Below are 17638 nucleotides of genomic sequence, written 5' to 3'. Positions count from 1 at the left end.
CAAGGAATCTGAATGATCGCGAGCAGACGCTGCCCTAATGTGACGGCTGCCTACAATCTCAAACCCGCCCACAGTTAGAGGGTAATCCCCCCTAAAAATAGTGGTGTTCCAAAGTAGAATTTTCTCGGCAAGATATCTGAGGAGATTTATGATGAAGAATGGACGATTTAGCGACGCGCAAATCATGGCAGTGTTGAAGCAGGCGGAGGGCGGTGTGCCGGTCTCTGAGCTTTGCCGCGAGCACGGAATGAGCAGCGCGAGTTTTTACAAATGGCGGGCCAAGTTTGGCGGCATGGACGCGTCCTTGATTTCCGAGATGAAGGATATGGCGGAAGAGAACCGTCGTCTGAAGCGCATGTATGCCGAGATGAGCATGCAAAACGACCTGCTGAAAGAAGCGCTTGGAAAAAAGCGTTAAGGCCGTCTCATCGGCGAGAGATGGCCATGAATGCAGTTGCGCAATATGGGGTCAGCATAGCTCTGGCCTGCCGTGCGTTCGAGATCAGCGAGACCTGCTATAGATACAGCCCTGTGCTGAGCGATGACAACGAAGAGATCGCAGATTGGCTTGAACGCTTGACGGCTAACAAGCGGACCTGGGGCTTCGGCCTGTGCTTTTTGTATCTGCGCAACGTGCAGGGCTATGGCTGGAACCATAAACGTGTCTACCGGGTCTACTGTGAGCTGGCGTTGAACCTGCGTATCAAGCCGAAGAAACGCTTGAAGCGGGACAAGCCGGAACCACTGGCTGTGCCTGAAAGACCAAATGAAACTTGGTCCATGGACTTCATGGCGGATCAGCTGGCGGATGGCCGGTCGATCAGGGCATTAAACGTCTTGGATGACTTCAATCGCGAAGGACTGGCTATTGAGGTCGACTTCTCGCTGCCTGCTGAACGTGTCGTGCGTGCGCTGAACCAGATCATTGAGTGGCGCGGAAAGCCCCAAGCTATTCGTGTGGACAACGGCCCAGAATACGTCAGCGGGAAGCTCATGGAATGGGCTGAGAAACGCAATGTGCGGCTCGAATATATCCAGCCCGGTAAGCCCCAACAGAATGCCTATATCGAGCGCTACAACCGCACCGTTCGTGGCGAATGGCTGGGGCAATACATCTTCGAAACCATCGAGGAGGCACAGGACCAGGCAACACAATGGCTCTGGACTTACAACAACGAGCGACCCAACATGGGCATTGGCGGCATGACACCCGCCATGAAACTGAAAACGGCTGCGTGAATTCTACGGCTGGACCCAATTAAAAATGGGGGGATTACCCCATGTCCAATCTTCCCGCCCATAAAATCAAACTGGGCCTGACCACCGCCACCATCTGGAAAAATGATGGGTCGTATTCTGTCGATATTACCCGCGCTTACAAAAACGCGGATGGCGAGTGGAAAAACACATCCGGGTTCTTCCATTCTGACCTGCTGAATATCGCCAAATGCGCGGAACGCGCAGAAATCTGGATCAGCAGACAACTGAGCGCCCAGCACTAACTGCCAAGCCGGGCACCGCCCGGCCCCAAAACACAAGCTGCCCCGCCGGAGGCACCATTACCGGCGGGCAGCATCCAATCAACACTTCCCAAACCGCAGCGCCAAGACGGCGAAATTAAGGGGGGTCTTGTAACACCCCCCTCCACGAATACGAAAACGTAGGCAAGAGTAGATGAGCGCGGATATCCTGCATTCTGGCTTTGACGGGCTGAAATTCACGGTGGAAACCGGTATTCCGCCCGCCCTGCGTGAAGCCCTGGCAGAGGCTAAGGCCCTGGCAATCAAGACCAATGCCGAGACCGTTGTGGAATTTGGCCCTGTAGCCCTCTCAGTGCGCCGTACAGGCGGATCCGCCTTTTCCGCCCATACTGGAGAGTACGGGGCGGAATGGTACTTTCTCGACCCGGAAAACCGCCCTGCGAACAATCCCGGCATTACCGTAGACTTTCGCGCCTTCCTACTTGCCACTGGTGGCCTGGACGCCGCCGAAAAACACTTTCGGGCCTGCATGGATGCGTTTGACATCCGCTACGCCGATCATCTGCTGCGTGTGACCCGCGTTGATTATGCCATCGACTTTCTGGCCCCCTGGTTTGAACCAGACCGCGAGGCGCTGGTGGTGCCACCCGGTACCCGCGTGCAGGAATATACCGGGGTCCATGAAACCGAGACCCACGCCACAGGCGCACGCGTCACCGGGCTGCGCGCCGGGGCCGTCGCCAACCGGCAATTGGCGATCTATGACAAACGACAAGAGGTCATGCAAAAGGGCAAGCTGGGTTGGCTCACCATCTGGAACGACGCCCGCGCGCAACTGAACCGCCCGCCCCTGGATCTGTCCGACCGACTGACAAGCCAAGTCTGGCGCTTTGAACTACGCATGGGGGCCAAACAACTGCGCAACCGCTGGGAAATGCGAAGCTGGCAGGATCTGCGCGACATGGTAGGCGACGCCTACAGCGAGTTCTGCGAAAAGATCCGCTACACCTGCCCCACCATCGACAGCAACCGCGCCCGCTGGCCCACACATGATCTTTGGCAGTCTGTCGCCAGCGTCATTGCCAATGATCTGCACGAAAACTGTTCCGGCGTCCTGCCTAGCGAGGTGATCGAGACCAACCGCGCTGAACACATGCGCATGCTGGACCGGCAAATCCTTGGACTATTTGTGTCACGGGCTGCCGCGTCAGAAGTTCAACCAGCCGAATACCAAGACTTCCTGGATAGCCATATCGAAACACTGAAGCGGCTATCCGAAGAACACCCCACGCCCCTGCCAGAACGCCTCAGCAAGGCAGCGGCGCGGTATCGGTTTAAGTAAAACGGGCGGTTTCCGGACCTTGGCTGCGTCTGCGAAGGTTCCGTGCCAGACAGGCAAAAACGGCCATTCAAGCCCTGACCGAGCGAAATCCACATGCTGCGCTGCGCACCAAGGTCAGCAAAGCGAAGAAAGCACCATTTGCAAAGTCTCAGGATCCGCCACTTGGGCAGCGGTCCCATGCTGCACGAGCAATGGAGGGAGCAGACCTTCGCTGCAGATGTGCCAGAATATGCTTCTTCCTGTCGCGCTGTTTCGCGCGTGCCACCGAATATACCGCCCCAGAGTCTAGAGCCAAAAGAGCGGGTATTGGGGCATCACGCAGCATCGGTCAAACTTGGGCTCGGTCCCACCGTTCGCCGCGATCCGCATGAAGCTCCGGCTTTTGCTTCTGGGTCAAAGTCATCTGACGTTCGACAAGTCGGGTGTTTGCCCCCCTTTCACCTAAACGCAGGCCCATGCGCCCATACAGTCAGCGAATGACGCACACCGCTGCGCACTGGGGTCACCTGATGCAAGGTAAAGCTTGGAAAGACGCTGACGCAGCCCTGCGCCCGACTGGCTTCCAGCACCTGCGCGCCGGGCATTACCTCCAGCGTGCCACCCTTATAGCTCTCTGGCGGCGACAGTTGCAGCACCAGCGTCAGCTTGCGCTTGGCCGAAATCGGCCCACCGCCAATGTCAGAATGCCATGCGAAATGCCCTGCAGCGGTGGCGCGGTAGATCGCCACCTGCGGGCTTTCCTCGAAGGCTGTTAGATCAAAGCCGAAGTGATCACGGTTCGCCACCCGCACCAGATCAATCAGACGGTCCATCACCCAGCCTAGACCGTCCACTTCGTCGGTCCAGACCAGATCGGCCCTGCGTGTGTTGTGGTCGCGGTTGCGTCCGACCAGCAGGGCAGGATCGGTAGGAGCCTGCGAGATCGCGGCAATGATCGCGTCGCATTCCCCGACGCTAAAGGCATCAGGCATCGCATGGAGTGACAGCATTATTCGGGTCTTTCAAAAAAGAGTGCTTCGGCCCCGATGCCCGTCAACGCGGGAACGGCAACCGGTCGCGCAGCCTAGCACCGCGCCGCCGCCTTGTCTGACAATTTAATCGCCCCAATGGCGCGCGGCAGGCGAAGTCCTGCGCATCTTTGGGGGGGCTTGCTCTATGTGGAACGTCACACAGCTTTGAGACGGCGCGGCGTATTTCCTGAGTACTATCAGCGATCGGCGTCACGTAATGTTGGTAAGAAAATTAAGCATACCTGCCCCGAACCGGGCCACGAGTCCATGGCGGGCGACAGTCAGCAGAGCGCAACATCTGGAAATCTGGTCAAGGACTGCAGGCAGCCCGAAGCGGACATGATCGGGTCGACGCTCGCAGCGTAGATGATCCGGCAGTCCGGGCGTATTTTGTTGAAAAACTCTTCCTTGATTGCGACCTGAACTACTGATTCAATTCCCATATTGTGGGGGATTTGGCGATGTTGGGACCGAGGCAAGAAGCGCAGGCGGCACTGTTTTACGAGTTTTCGCTGGAAGATCATGTCCCACAAGATCACCTGCTGCGATCCATTGATCGTTTCGTCGACCTGAGCAGCGCTCGCGCCTATCTGGCAGATTTCTACAGCCACACGGGCCGCCCTTCCGTCGATCCTGAACTGCTGATCCGGATGCTGTTGGTTGGCTATTGCTTTGGCATCCGGTCCGAGCGGCGGCTCTGTGAAGAGGTTCATCTGAACCTCGCGTATCGTTGGTTCTGCCGCCTCGACCTAAGCGATCGCGTTCCCGATCATTCAACGTTTTCCAAGAACCGGCATGGGCGTTTTCGCGACAGCGAACTTCTGCGACACCTGTTCGAGACGACCGTCGCCCGCTGTATCGAGGAAGGTCTCGCCAGCGGTCAGCGCATGGCAGTCGATGCCAGTTTGATCGAAGCCGATGCGAACAAGCAAAACTCAACACCGAAGGAAGAATGGGATGCGTCGTCCATCGATGCCGTAGATGCACCCCGCGCAGTCCGAGAGTATCTCGAGACGCTCGACGAGGCCGCGTTTGGAGCGGCGAGCGATGTCCAACCCAAGTTCACCTCGCATTCCGATCCCGCCAGTCAGTGGACAGCAGCCCGCAAAGGCCCTGCATTCTTTAGCTATTCCGACAATTATCTCATCGACACGGATCACGGTGTCATCTTGGATGTGGAACCCACACGCTCCATCCGGCAAGCCGAGGTCGGATCGACAAAAACCATGCTGACGCGGGTGAAAGAAAAGTTCGGCTTGGTCCCTGACTGGATGATCGCCGACACAGCCTATGGTTCAGGCCCAATGCTCGGCTGGCTCGTGGAGCGCAAGATCGATCCTTACATCCCTGTGATTGACAAGGCCGGACGCCCCGATGGGACATGGACACGCACAGATTTCGATTGGGATGCAGAGAATAATCAATACATCTGCCCCGAGGGTCGCGCGCTCAAGCAGTTCCGCCGGAATTACTCTGATCCGAACCGGGGACCGACGGGCAAGGGCACAGCCCGCTATCGCGCCTTGAAAGAAGTCTGCCAGGTCTGCCCGTCCAAGCAAAAATGCTGCCCTAACGCTGATGCTCGCAAGATCACCCGCGAAGAGCACGAAGATGCGCGTCAGGTCGCCAGGGATCTGGCCAAGACCGAAGAATACCAGATCGCGATGAAGCTCAGAAAGAAGGTCGAAATGCTCTTCGCCCACCTCAAACGCATTCTCGGGCTGGGACGACTACGGTTACGCGGGCCTTGCGGCGCAAATGACGAATTCCTCCTCGCCGCTACCGCCCAGAACCTCAGAAAACTGGCCAAGATCTTTCCTGCACCGCAGCAAACGAGAAAAGCCTGATAAGAAAGGCACTCGCGCGCAGATCAAAACACCAATTTCTGCGCTCGCAGCACGTTGTTTTTCAACAGAATCGGCGGAAAGCGGCCGTTAGCTGCATGTGCGAGCCAGACATGGAGCGAAGGTGAGAGCTGAAATCCAGGCGGCGCCGCAACCGCGCTTCGCTCTGCACTGCCGCAAGACCGCTCCGAGCCCACTTTACCGATTTTCTGCAATGCAGCTAATGTCTGCTTGTGCGGGAGAGCCAAAATTCTGCACAATTTTTTTGCTGACTGCTGATGGCCTTGAACATATCGGAGCTGGAAGGGTCGGATGATGTTGGTTGCGTCACCCCAATGGATTGCTGTTTATATCCGGTACGTGAAACGAGCAGGATGAGAGATGTGTTGGAGTTTTTCTGGGGGATGGTTGGTAGCCGCCCTATCGAGTGGATCGCGGTTGCATGTGGAATACTGAACGTAAGTCTGATCATCCGACGTTCGATATGGAATTACCCGTTTGGCTTTGCCGTGGTGACGCTATATTTTTTCATCTTCTGGGAATATCGGCTCTATAGTGACGCGCTGTTACAAGTCTATTTTTTCTTTATTCAGTTCTACGGCCTCTATGTCTGGCTAAACGGACGTGCGCGCGACGGTCGGATCATCGTGGCACCTTTGGGAACTGGCATATTCGCGTTGTATCTTGGGGGAACCGCCATTGTGTGGTTGATCGTTGCGAGTCTAATGGCAGCCTATACCGATGCAGCCGCCCCTTACTGGGATGCGGCAGTGGCAGCGTTAAGCATAACTGCACAATTCTTATTGTCGCGAAGATACTTGCAAAGCTGGTATTTGTGGATTGCCGTGGATGTGCTGGCGATTGGCCTTTTCTACACGCGCGGATTGGAGCCGACGGCAGCACTTTACGTCGTGTTCCTAGGCCTTGCTATCACAGGATTTTTCCAGTGGCGTCGGGCCGCGATGCAGCCTCTGACGACATGAAAACACACGGCTTTCTACTGGGGAAGTTTATGCCGCCCCATGCAGGCCATCTCTATTGTGCCGAGGTCGGGAAGGCGCGGTGTGATGTGATGACGGTGCTCGTGTGTAGCCATGACGCAGAGCCGATCGACGGATACCTAAGGGCCAAGTGGATGAGGGAATGCCTGTCGCGGCCCGGCTATCGCGTGCTGCATATGCATCGCGACATTCCGCAGGCACCAGAGGATCATCATAACTTTTGGCCTATCTGGCGTGCAGCAATTGCGGAGTTCCACCCCGAACCGATTGATTGGGTCTTCGGCTCGGAAGGCTACGTCCACCGCCTTGCGCAGGAAGTCGATGCGCGGCCCTTTCCAGTGGACCCGGAGCGACAGGTTGTGCCGGTGTCGGCCACGGCAATCCGAGAAGATCTGACGCGCAATTGGAGCCATGTGCCAATTCCAGTGCGGAGCCACTACCAACGCCGCCTTGTTCTGGTGGGAGCGGAAAGCACCGGCAAGACGGTATTGTCCGAAGCTTTGGCCGCACGGCTTAAATGTGTGCCGATCCCTGAATATGGGCGTGATTACGACGCCGTCTTCCGGCATGGGCAAGATTGGGTCGCGGCAGACTTCGAGGCGATCATGGAGGGCCACAAAGCGTTGGCCGATACGATGGCGGCCCGAGGTGGACCGATTATTATTGAGGATACGGATGCCTTGCAAACGTTGGTTTGGGCCGAGGCATTGTTAGGCAAAGTGTATAAGCCGCTCGTAGACAGGGCACGTTCTGCGATTGAAGGGAAGACTTACCTTCTGCTCGACCACGCGACACCTTGGAAAGATGACGGAACACGACATTTCTCTGATCCGGCGCGCCGAGCGTGGTTCACCGGCAGATTGCGCTCTTGGTTGGGTGAGTTGCGGGCGGAGTGGAAATGCATAGAGGGTGAAGATTGGGCCGAGCGGACGGCAGCGGCCAATGTCCATTTGGATACGTTTAGCTAGCCTCCCCAAACGGCCGTTTGTTGAACGGTTCGCCGAAGCGGACCTTGGCGCACTTTGATCCAAGGTCCCAAAAGTCCGCTCAGCCGACCTTGACTAATTGCCTCAGTACCGTGTTGGTGTGCTGGTGCGGAGAACGGCGACTGTGAGCCCAGAATGCTGAATGCTGCACTTGGCACGAAGGCCAGCTTTGCGGATCGTGACTGCGAGAAAAATCTGTCCTTCAAAAGGAACCGCAACACTGACCAACCGCTCCTAGATGCTATTTGATATCTGCAAATTCTTCGATACTTTGGATGCCGGGAGTGTTTCTCAAGAAATTAAAAACAGCTTGGGAAAAGCTTCGCACTTCTCCACTGATATCCTTTTTCCACCAAAGCGCGCCTTTGGTTAGCTTCTGGGGGTGAATTGCTATCATTGCTTCTACAACGTTATTATCGTCGTCTTCTGGGTCGGCCAGCGATGAGACGAGCTATGCGGGAGTTTGGGTGATGGCGTGATTTGAAGGGCGGCGTATTGTGGCGGTGTAAAAGCCAGCCAGAACCTCACAAGGAGCAATACGCCATGAAGAACGATACAGACATTCTGCCATTTCGCCAATCGGATTCGATCACAGATCCATTGACCGAGCTTGCGCGGGAAGGGGCGCGGCGCATGCTGGCGGAGGCATTGAAAGCCGAAGCTGATGCTTTTGTCGCCAGTTTCGCCGATGACCGACTGGAGGATGGCCGCCAACGGATTGTGCGGCATGGATTTGGACCAGAACGTCAGATCCAGACGGGGATTGGCGCACTGGATGTGCAGCGACCGAAGGTGCGCGACCGGAAGGCGACCCCTGATGCAGCCTCAAAAGTCCGCTTCACGTCGAACATATTGCCCAAATGGGCGCGCCGCTCGGTCAGTCTGGATGCGCTTTTGCCGGTGCTTTACCTGAAAGGTATCTCAACCGGCGATTTCCAGGAGGCGCTGTCAGCCATTTTAGGGGCTGATGCACCCAACCTGTCGCCCAGCGTACTGGCCCGCCTGACAGCGGGTTGGCAGACAGATTATGACAGCTGGGCGCAGCGAGATCTATCGGCTCGTCACTACGTCTACATCTGGGCGGATGGTGTCTATCTTCAGGCGCGGATGGAAGAAAATGCCGAGTGTATGTTGGTGATCATTGGCGCGACACCGGAGGGTAAGAAGGAACTGCTCGGCTTTCAGGTCGGCCTTCGAGAGAGCACGCAGAGCTGGCACGAGTTGCTGACTGACATCAAGAAGCGCGGACTGTCCGTCGCGCCCGAGATCGCGGTTGGCGATGGGGCCATGGGCTTCTGGAACGCGCTGGATAAGGCGTTTCCAAGCACAAAACACCAGAGATGCTGGGTACATAAGGTGAAAAATGTGCTGAACTATTTTCCCAAGCAAATGGGACCCGGCGTGAAGTCGGATCTGGACAACATTCAGCACGCCGACACCCGTGCTGCCGCAATATTTGCCTTGGATACGAGACTGTGCCGAATTTTGTGCCTGACGCGTTTTTTTACGCCATTGGGAAGCGGTCTTCGAACATGATGGCAAGCTGACTTCTGACAGCGTGCCATTCGCGCACCGAACGCTTCCATTCGGTGGATGTAGCATTGAGCGCCAGATAGATCAATTTCGCTGCTGCCTCATCGCTTGGGAAGTGACCGCGGGTTCGGACGGCGCGCCGGATCTTCGAATTCAATGCCTCAATGGAATTCGTGGTGTAGATCAGCCTGCGCACCTCGGGCGGGTAGTCGAGGAACGGGATCACCTCGTTCCAGGCCCGGCGCCAGCTCGGTGCGATGGCCGGATACCGCCTAGCCAGATCGCTCTCCTCGAACTCTGCCAGAGCGGCCTCGGCCGCGTCGGCATCCACCGCCGTGTAGATCGTCTTTAGCGCCGTGGCGACGGCCTTGCGGTCCTTGTAGCTGGCAAAGCTCATGGAATGGCGCAGCAGGTGAACGATGCAGGTCTGGACCTGGGTCTGGGGAAAGGCCGCTTCGATGGCCTGCGGGAAGCCCTTCAGCCCATCCACGACGGCGATCAGGATGTCCTGGACGCCCCGGTTGCGCAGATCGTTCAGGACCTTGGCCCAGAACTTTGCGCCCTCATTGGCCTGGAACCACAGGCCCAGAACGTCGCGTGTGCCGTCGGGCAGAACCGCGAGGGCCACGAAGACCGCCTTGTTCGAGACGGCTCCATCGCTGCGGATATTGACCCGGATCGCGTCCATGAAGATGATCGGATAGCAGGGTTCCAGAGGGCGGTTCTGCCAGGCGGTGACCTCCTCCATGACCGCGTCGGTAATCGCGGAAATCAGGCTGGGCGAGGCTTCGATGCCATAGATTTCCTCGATATGCCCCTGGATCTCGCGGGTCGTCATGCCCCGGGCATACATGCTGATGATCTTGCGATCGAACTCGGGAAAGCGGCGCTGATACTTAGCGATCAGCATCGGATCGAAGGTGCCGTTCCGGTCGCGGGGGATGTCCAGAACGACCTTGCCGCTGTCGGTGGTCACGGTCTTCTGACTGCTGCCATTGCGCCGATTGGCCGGCTGATTATACCCCTCAGGGGCTTCCTCGGCGCGTTCTTCACCGAGATGGACGTCCATCTCCGTGCTCAGTGCCCGTTCCGCCAGCGCCTTTGTCAGCTCGGACAGAATGCCGTCCTTGCCAAACAAATCACCAGGCGCGCGGCCTTCCATCAATCGGTCCAAGATCTCTTTATCGATGCTCATACGTGGGTCTCCTCTTCGAGCAGTTACCACGTCAGCGCACAAAATTCAGGATAGTCCCTTGGATACTTTCAAAGACAAATATGGCGTGAAATACGAAAAAGGTGTGGCCTGTCTGATCAAGGACAAGGACGCGATGCTGGCATTCTTCGACTTCCCGGCCGAGCATTGGGGCCATCTGCGCACCTCGAATCCCATCGAGAGCGTCTTCGCAACGGTGCGGCATAGAACGGTGCGCACCAAAGGCGCACTCTCGCAAAAGACCGCAAAACTGATGGTCTTCACCCTCATCCAGTCCGCATCGAAAACATGGCTGCGCCTCAAAGGCAGAAATCAGTTGCCAAAAGTCATCGAAGGAATCAAATTCAACGACGGCGTCGAAGTGAAGAATGACGCCAAAAACCGCGCCGCCTGATGACGCGCGTCACCCAAATTCAAGCATAGCTCCGATGAGACCATGACGCGTAATTCAGTGTTTGACGCCCGGTTGAAAGCAACGACGAGCCATCCCCAGTCCTCGTCAATGAGTTGCAGGCCGTCGTATCCGCGTTCCATGAGTTCGGACTTAATCGCGTCGGCAAGTGAGAAACCAGACATGAAGTCGTTGACCAAATCATCATCTTTGGGATGACGAGGGAAGCCTGGGGCTTTGACGTGCATATGGCTCGTGATCATCTGAAATATGCCTTTTTTTTGAATCCTGCAGGGCTTTGCTTTAGTTAAGCTAAGTTTAGTTAAGCTAGGGCGGAGTGCCATCGTAGTGAATAGGAAAGGTGCAGACATTTAGGTGGCAGAAGCGAAAGGCAGCAAAGTCCGCTCTGCGGTCATCTAGGCGGTGGCAGTGCTGCGCGATGCACGAACGTCCGGTTCGGTGAAGCCGCTCTGCAGCGATGAACCGACCGGCGAACGGCAAGTCTGGGCCGTTGTCTCTCGCCACATCCCCTCCTACCTCTTGTCTTTGTGATAGTTTGAGCGCGGTGATCGCCTTTCCTGGCGCTACGGCAGTGTTGCGTACTCAGCACAGCACTTTTCCGCTCCTATTGCTTCCACAGTGCTTCCAGTTTGTTTGGCGCAACGCAAAGCACCGCCCGAAGGCGGTTAGCAAGTCGTTGTTCTGATTGTGTAATATTGGTTGCGGGAGTAGGATTTGAACCTACGACCTTCAGGTTATGAGCCTGACGAGCTACCGGGCTGCTCCATCCCGCGACAGTTATGATGTCCTAGCGCTTTGCTACTTGAGGACGATTTGTCCTAGTAGTTAGCGTTTATGTTATCGTTTTTGAGTTTTGGATTTTACTAGGTTTGGCAGTGACCTACTCTCCCACGCCTTAAGACGCAGTACCATTGGCGCAAAGGCACTTAACTTCCGGGTTCGGGATGGGACCGGGTGTTTTGCTCTCGCTATCGCCACCAAACCAAGAAAAATCCAAGAACCTGCGGTTCTTGGATTTTTTTGGTTGGCGGTCGGCAGGGTATTTGCATGGCAAATGCCCGAGAGACCGCACCCCAGTTATGTCACGAGGACATTTCCAAGATCGCAGGGAAACAATCAACACTGACGACTTTACGTTAGTAAAGTCTGTCACGCAGCAGGCAGTGCAAATGCACGTTGCTGCACCTTTGTTATGTCACAAGTCATGTGGTGCTTATTTGGTTCTTGGCTGTCTATTACTAGATCAGATCAAGCCAATCGGGCGATTAGTACCAGTCAACTGAACGTGTTACCACGCTTACATCTCTGGCCTATTGACGAGGTGGTCTACCTCGGCCCTCAGGGATACCTTGTTTTGAGGGGGGCTTCCCGCTTAGATGCCTTCAGCGGTTATCCTGTCCGAACATAGCTACCCAGCACTGCCGTTGGCACGACAACTGGTCCACCAGTGGTTCGTTCACCCCGGTCCTCTCGTACTAGGGGCAACTCCTCTCAAGTATCCTACACCCACGGCAGATAGGGACCGAACTGTCTCACGACGTTCTAAACCCAGCTCACGTACCTCTTTAAACGGCGAACAGCCGTACCCTTGGGACCTGCTCCAGCCCCAGGATGAGATGAGCCGACATCGAGGTGCCAAACACTGCCGTCGATATGGACTCTTGGGCAGTATCAGCCTGTTATCCCCGGCGTACCTTTTATCCGTTGAGCGATGGCCCTTCCACTCGGGACCACCGGATCACTATGGCCGACTTTCGTCTCTGCTCGACTTGTCAGTCTCGCAGTCAGGCTGGCTTTTGCCATTGCACTCAACGAGCGATTTCCGACCGCTCTGAGCCAACCTTCGCGCGCCTCCGTTACGCTTTAGGAGGCGACCGCCCCAGTCAAACTACCCGCCACGCAGGGTCCCGGATCCGGATAACGGACCGCGGTTAGACATCAAGAGTGCGAAGGGTGGTATCTCAAGGGAGGCTCCACCGAGACTAGCGTCTCGGTTTCGATGCCTACCACCTATCCTGCACGTCACAATCCTGATGCCAGTGCGAAGCTGTAGTAAAGGTGCACGGGGTCTTTCCGTCTAACCGCGGGAAGCCTGCATCTTGACAGGCAATTCAATTTCGCTGAGTCGATGTTGGAGACAGCGGGGAAGTCGTTACGCCATTCGTGCAGGTCGGAACTTACCCGACAAGGAATTTCGCTACCTTAGGACCGTTATAGTTACGGCCGCCGTTTACCTGGGCTTCAATTCAGAGCTCTCACCCCTCCTTTTAACCTTCAGGCACCGGGCAGGCGTCAGACCCTATACGTCGTCTTGCGACTTCGCAGAGCCCTGTGTTTTTAATAAACAGTCGCCACCCCCTGGTTTGTGCCCCCGGATTCCACTTGCGTAGGACCCGGGCCTCCTTCTCGCGAACTTACGGAGGTATTTTGCCGAGTTCCTTCAACATCGTTCTCTCAAGCGCCTTGGTATTCTCTACCAGTCCACCTGTGTCGGTTTAGGGTACGATCTTATAGAGGGGCTATTTCCAGGAACCGCTCAGCTGCTCATTCAATCCAATAAGGATGAACAACACCTGCGATCCGTCACCACCTCATGGCCCAGGAATATTAACCTGGTTCCCATCGACTACGCCTTTCGGCCTCGCCTTAGGGGTCGGCTTACCCTGCTCAGATTAGCTTTAAGCAGGAACCCTTGGACTTTCGGCGAGAGTGTCTCTCACACTCTTTGTCGCTACTCATGTCATCATTCTCGCTAGTGATCTCTCCACGGGATCGCTCACGCGCCCGCTTCATCGAAAGCTCCGTGTCTCCAATCCTACCGAAGTAGGTAAGGAGACATGGAACTATGTCACACTACGCTCTGCTACCATGCACTATGTGCATCCTCAGCTTCGGCTCATGGCTTGAGCCCCGTTACATCTTCGCCGCAGGACGTCTTAATTAGACCAGTGAGCTGTTACGCTATCTTTAAAAGATGGCTGCTTCTAAGCCAACTTCCTGGTTGTTTTGGACATCCCACCTGCTTTCCCACTTAGCCATGAATTAGGGGCCTTAGCTGGAGGTCAGGGTTGTTTCCCTCTCCACTACGGACGTTAGCATCCGCAGTGTGTCTGCCGTATAGTACTCCCGGGTATTCGGAGTTTGGTTAGGATCAGTAAGACGGTGAGTCCCCATTACCCATCCAGTGCTCTACCCCCCGGGGTATTCGTACGACGCTCTACCTAAATAGATTTCGCAGAGAACCAGCTATCTCCGAGTTTGATTGGCCTTTCACCCCTAGGCACAGCTCATCCCGATCTTTTTCAACAGATGTGGGTTCGGTCCTCCAGTGCATGTTACTGCACCTTCAACCTGGCCATGCCTAGATCACTCGGTTTCGGGTCTGATCCCACGAACTCATGCGCCCTATTAAGACTCGCTTTCGCTGCGCCTACACCTAACGGTTTAAGCTTGCTCGTGAGACCAAGTCGATGACCCATTATACAAAAGGTACGCTGTCAGGCCGCAAGGGCCCTCCAACTGATTGTAGGCGTTCGGTTTCAGGTACTGTTTCACTCCCCTCGTCGGGGTGCTTTTCACCTTTCCCTCACGGTACTGGTTCACTATCGGTCAGTAAGGAGTACTTAGCCTTCGAAGGTGGTCCTCCGATCTTCAGACAGAATTTCACGTGTTCCGCCCTACTTAATACGTCCTATCATGTTTCGAATACGGGACTATCACCCGCTATGGTCCTGCTTCCCAACAGGTTCTTCTCACACTCAAGGCTCGGCTGGTCCCCGTTCGCTCGCCGCTACTAGGGGAGTATCAATTGATTTCCTTTCCTCCGGGTACTTAGATGTTTCAGTTCCCCGGGTTTGCTCTTATAAACCTATGTATTCAGTTCATAAGTACCTGGTTAAGAACATTATTGGCTACCGAAGTAACAATAATGAACTTTCAGGTGGGTTGCCCCATTCAGAAATTCATGGATCAAAGCTTATTCTCAGCTCCCCATGACTTATCGCAGAGTATCACGTCTTTCATCGCCTCTTACTGCCAAGGCATTCACCAAACGCCCTTCTCGCGCTTGATCTGATCCAGAAATAGATAGCCTAAACCATCAGGATCCAGCCGCTGGTAAGTAGCCGGACCACAATCTCTGAACCAAAAAGCATACTTTCCCGCATTTATGATGCGAAAGTCGCTTCACTACTAAGGCTGTGATGTCGGTCGCAGCCCCTTCGCAAAACAAACATCATAAATACAATTGGTTCCAAAACCTTGCGGAATTAGAACCGGGTTAGTGTACTTGACTTGGACAACTCTGTCGTTTCAAACCGGCATACCCTGGGACGTCCGAGGAAACAGACGTATTCCAAAGCTCGCTGTGTAAAATCCGAAGATCTCACCCAGCACCAATCTGAGATCATCCCCACACTCGGGGCGATCAACAGTGTTGTTGATTGTTTCTCTCTTTACGATATCAATTCGTCCAATTGGACGGTTAAGAACTGCGCACAGTGCTTAACGATCTAATTGTTTAATGGTGGAGCCTAGGAGGATCGAACTCCTGACCTCCTGAATGCAAATCAGGCGCTCTCCCAGCTGAGCTAAGGCCCCATCTTAATCCCGAAGGATGAGTGGTGGGTCGAGGAGGACTTGAACCTCCGACCTCACGCTTATCAGGCGTGCGCTCTAACCACCTGAGCTACCGACCCGGTTTTCGATTTGCAAAGCAAATCAAAACCCGTGTGCGACAGGGTATTGCAAAGCAATGCCCGAGAGCAGCACTCAGTGGTTATGTCACCAGGCAGCGCCAGATAACGGCTGCTGCCGCGACTTGTCTGAAGAGATATGAGGACGGCTCGGTCCAAAGGACATCCAGTAGATGTCCCGATGTTGAACAGTTTTGATTACTGTTCATTGCTAAGTGTATCACGAGGAAGAACAAGTTCTTCTTGCTAGATACATCCTTAGAAAGGAGGTGATCCAGCCGCAGGTTCCCCTACGGCTACCTTGTTACGACTTCACCCCAGTCGCTGAACCCACCGTGGTCCGCTGCCTCAAAAGTTAGCGCACGGCCTTCGGGTAGATCCAACTCCCATGGTGTGACGGGCGGTGTGTACAAGGCCCGGGAACGTATTCACCGCGTCATGCTGTTACGCGATTACTAGCGATTCCGACTTCATGGGGTCGAGTTGCAGACCCCAATCCGAACTGAGACATCTTTTGGGGATTAACCCATTGTTGATGCCATTGTAGCACGTGTGTAGCCCAACCCGTAAGGGCCATGAGGACTTGACGTCATCCACACCTTCCTCCCGCTTATCACGGGCAGTTTCCCTAGAGTGCCCAGCCGAACTGCTGGCAACTAAGGATGTGGGTTGCGCTCGTTGCCGGACTTAACCGAACATCTCACGACACGAGCTGACGACAGCCATGCAGCACCTGTCACTTGGTCTCTTGCGAGAAAGCTAGATCTCTCTAGCGGTCCAAGGATGTCAAGGGTTGGTAAGGTTCTGCGCGTTGCTTCGAATTAAACCACATGCTCCACCGCTTGTGCGGGCCCCCGTCAATTCCTTTGAGTTTTAATCTTGCGACCGTACTCCCCAGGCGGAATGCTTAATCCGTTAGGTGTGACACCAACAAGCATGCTTGCTGACGTCTGGCATTCATCGTTTACGGTGTGGACTACCAGGGTATCTAATCCTGTTTGCTCCCCACACTTTCGCACCTCAGCGTCAGTATCGAGCCAGTGAGCCGCCTTCGCCACTGGTGTTCCTCCGAATATCTACGAATTTCACCTCTACACTCGGAATTCCACTCACCTCTCTCGAACTCAAGACCAGGAGTTTACAAGGCAGTTCCAGGGTTGAGCCCTGGGATTTCACCCTATACTTTCTGATCCGCCTACGTGCGCTTTACGCCCAGTAATTCCGAACAACGCTAACCCCCTCCGTATTACCGCGGCTGCTGGCACGGAGTTAGCCGGGGTTTCTTTACCAGATACTGTCATTATCATCTCTGGCGAAAGAGCTTTACGACCCTAAGGCCTTCATCACTCACGCGGCATGGCTGGATCAGGCTTGCGCCCATTGTCCAAGATTCCCCACTGCTGCCTCCCGTAGGAGTCTGGGCCGTGTCTCAGTCCCAGTGTTGCTGATCATCCTCTAAAACCAGCTATAGATCGTAGACTTGGTAGGCCATTACCCCACCAACTATCTAATCTAACGCGGGCCGATCCTTCTCCGATAAATCTTTCCCCCGAAGGGCGTATAAGGTATTACTCACCGTTTCCAGTGGCTATTCCTTAGAGAAGGGCACGTTCCCACGCGTTACTAACCCGTCCGCCGCTCACTCCGAAGAGTGCGCTCGACTTGCATGTGTTAAGCCTGCCGCCAGCGTTCGTTCTGAGCCAGGATCAAACTCTCAAGTTGAAAGCATCTCGCGATGCTATCCTTGACGTTCGAACCTCTGCACATCTCCAATACTCAGGACCGCTTTTGGGGGCAGATCCATATGTCCACCCGGCTAAGGATTGGACACGTATCGGAAGTCATCTGTTTGATTGTGCTTCAGTTTACAAAAGTAAACAAAAGTCCGTCAAACAGTGAAGCTGACACTAGATCATCGAACAGACCAAATGGCCCACCCTACTAGCGTTGATATACAGACGTTGATCCATCGAAACGAACCAAACCGCCCACATATCTCTTCAGTTATCATCAATGTCAAAGAGCAACACCTAAAGGCCAAAAACAAGACCACCGCGCCAATTCCTTAGCGCAACCGCCTCATAACATCCTCCAGATGCCCCAGTCTCTCCTGAGCGTCCAG

Annotated in this window: 8 protein-coding genes, 3 tRNA genes, 3 rRNA genes and 2 pseudogenes; 8 read left to right on the top strand and 8 right to left on the bottom strand. The window is 55.0% G+C overall.

The window, feature by feature from the left end:
• Window positions 1-151 precede the first annotated feature (151 nt).
• The 3 genes from JZI28_RS02910 to JZI28_RS02900 all read left to right on the top strand — a co-directional run bounded on the left by JZI28_RS02910 (window position 152) and on the right by JZI28_RS02900 (window position 2823).
• Window positions 152-1239, top strand: a protein-coding gene (locus tag JZI28_RS02910; RefSeq protein ID WP_375697739.1) for an IS3 family transposase whose coding sequence is annotated in 2 segments (ribosomal slippage) — window positions 152-413 and window positions 413-1239 — 1089 coding nt in all. Because the reading frame shifts where the segments join, the coding sequence is not laid out codon by codon here.
• A 41-nt stretch (window positions 1240-1280) separates the two neighbouring features.
• A complete protein-coding gene (locus JZI28_RS02905; RefSeq protein WP_232404765.1) occupies window positions 1281-1502 on the top strand; it encodes a hypothetical protein in 222 nt (73 codons plus the stop codon).
• A 172-nt stretch (window positions 1503-1674) separates the two neighbouring features.
• The gene (locus JZI28_RS02900) at window positions 1675-2823 is read left to right on the top strand and encodes a hypothetical protein (RefSeq protein ID WP_375699184.1); all 1149 of its coding nucleotides are present in this window, start codon (window positions 1675-1677) and stop codon (window positions 2821-2823) included.
• A 437-nt stretch (window positions 2824-3260) separates the two neighbouring features.
• On the opposite strand, the gene JZI28_RS02895 is transcribed toward JZI28_RS02900, so the two are convergent.
• Window positions 3261-3812 carry a 2OG-Fe(II) oxygenase gene (locus JZI28_RS02895; protein ID WP_375699183.1) on the bottom strand — a complete coding sequence of 184 codons (552 nt, stop codon included), beginning with the start codon at window positions 3810-3812 and terminating at the stop codon, window positions 3261-3263.
• A 482-nt stretch (window positions 3813-4294) separates the two neighbouring features.
• On the opposite strand from JZI28_RS02895, the gene JZI28_RS02890 reads away from it, so the two are divergent.
• The 4 genes and pseudogenes from JZI28_RS02890 to JZI28_RS02875 form a co-directional block, all read left to right on the top strand.
• The gene (locus tag JZI28_RS02890) at window positions 4295-5680 is read left to right on the top strand and encodes an IS1182 family transposase (protein ID WP_375699182.1); all 1386 of its coding nucleotides are present in this window, start codon (window positions 4295-4297) and stop codon (window positions 5678-5680) included.
• 380 nt (window positions 5681-6060) lie between these two features.
• Window positions 6061-6660, top strand: coding sequence for a nicotinamide riboside transporter PnuC (gene pnuC / locus JZI28_RS02885; protein ID WP_375699181.1), 600 nt, complete (start codon window positions 6061-6063; stop codon window positions 6658-6660).
• Complete coding sequence (locus tag JZI28_RS02880; RefSeq protein ID WP_375699180.1) at window positions 6624-7646, top strand: AAA family ATPase; 1023 nt, start codon at window positions 6624-6626, stop codon at window positions 7644-7646. Before pnuC ends, JZI28_RS02880 begins: the two co-directional genes overlap by 37 nt.
• Before the next feature lie 520 nt (window positions 7647-8166).
• Window positions 8167-9128: pseudogene (locus JZI28_RS02875) on the top strand (IS256 family transposase); the annotation flags it as partial.
• A 40-nt stretch (window positions 9129-9168) separates the two neighbouring features.
• Here the strand turns inward: JZI28_RS02875 and JZI28_RS02870 are convergent.
• On the bottom strand, window positions 9169-10392 hold the full coding sequence (locus tag JZI28_RS02870; protein WP_107818396.1) for an IS256 family transposase: 1224 nt from the start codon (window positions 10390-10392) through the stop codon (window positions 9169-9171).
• Between the two features lie 67 nt (window positions 10393-10459).
• On the opposite strand from JZI28_RS02870, the pseudogene JZI28_RS02865 reads away from it, so the two are divergent.
• Window positions 10460-10804 (top strand): annotated as a pseudogene (locus tag JZI28_RS02865) (transposase); the annotation flags it as partial.
• Window positions 10805-11518: 714 nt separating this feature from the next.
• On the opposite strand, the gene JZI28_RS02860 reads toward JZI28_RS02865, so the two are convergent.
• The 6 genes from JZI28_RS02860 to JZI28_RS02835 all read right to left on the bottom strand — a co-directional run bounded on the left by JZI28_RS02860 (window position 11519) and on the right by JZI28_RS02835 (window position 17238).
• Window positions 11519-11595: transfer RNA gene (locus JZI28_RS02860), tRNA-Met, on the bottom strand.
• Window positions 11596-11689: 94 nt separating this feature from the next.
• Window positions 11690-11804: ribosomal RNA gene (gene rrf / locus JZI28_RS02855) — 5S ribosomal RNA — on the bottom strand.
• 262 nt (window positions 11805-12066) lie between these two features.
• Window positions 12067-14894, bottom strand: a 23S ribosomal RNA gene (locus JZI28_RS02850).
• A gap of 451 nt (window positions 14895-15345) precedes the next feature.
• Window positions 15346-15421, bottom strand: a tRNA-Ala gene (locus tag JZI28_RS02845).
• Window positions 15422-15442: 21 nt separating this feature from the next.
• A tRNA-Ile gene (locus JZI28_RS02840) sits at window positions 15443-15519 on the bottom strand.
• 259 nt (window positions 15520-15778) lie between these two features.
• Window positions 15779-17238 (bottom strand): 16S ribosomal RNA (locus JZI28_RS02835).
• Together the 16S, 23S and 5S rRNA genes with 3 tRNA genes alongside form the textbook arrangement of a ribosomal RNA operon.
• Window positions 17239-17638: the final 400 nt, after the last annotated feature.

This window comes from Pseudophaeobacter sp. TrK17, from assembly GCF_042192375.1.
Taxonomy (GTDB): Bacteria; Pseudomonadota; Alphaproteobacteria; order Rhodobacterales; family Rhodobacteraceae; genus Pseudophaeobacter.
The sequence above is the reverse complement of the archived record's forward strand: the minus strand, read 5'-3'. Positions and strand labels throughout refer to the sequence as shown.

Excerpts from the sequence above, each read along its gene's own strand:
- JZI28_RS02905 (WP_232404765.1), top strand. The coding sequence starts at position 1,281 with ATGTCCAATCTTCCCGCCCATAAAATCAAACTGGGCCTGACCACCGCC.
- JZI28_RS02900 (WP_375699184.1), top strand. The coding sequence starts at position 1,675 with ATGAGCGCGGATATCCTGCATTCTGGCTTTGACGGGCTGAAATTCACG.
- JZI28_RS02895 (WP_375699183.1), bottom strand. The coding sequence starts at position 3,812 with ATGCTGTCACTCCATGCGATGCCTGATGCCTTTAGCGTCGGGGAATGC.
- JZI28_RS02890 (WP_375699182.1), top strand. The coding sequence starts at position 4,295 with ATGTTGGGACCGAGGCAAGAAGCGCAGGCGGCACTGTTTTACGAGTTT.
- JZI28_RS02870 (WP_107818396.1), bottom strand. The coding sequence starts at position 10,392 with ATGAGCATCGATAAAGAGATCTTGGACCGATTGATGGAAGGCCGCGCG.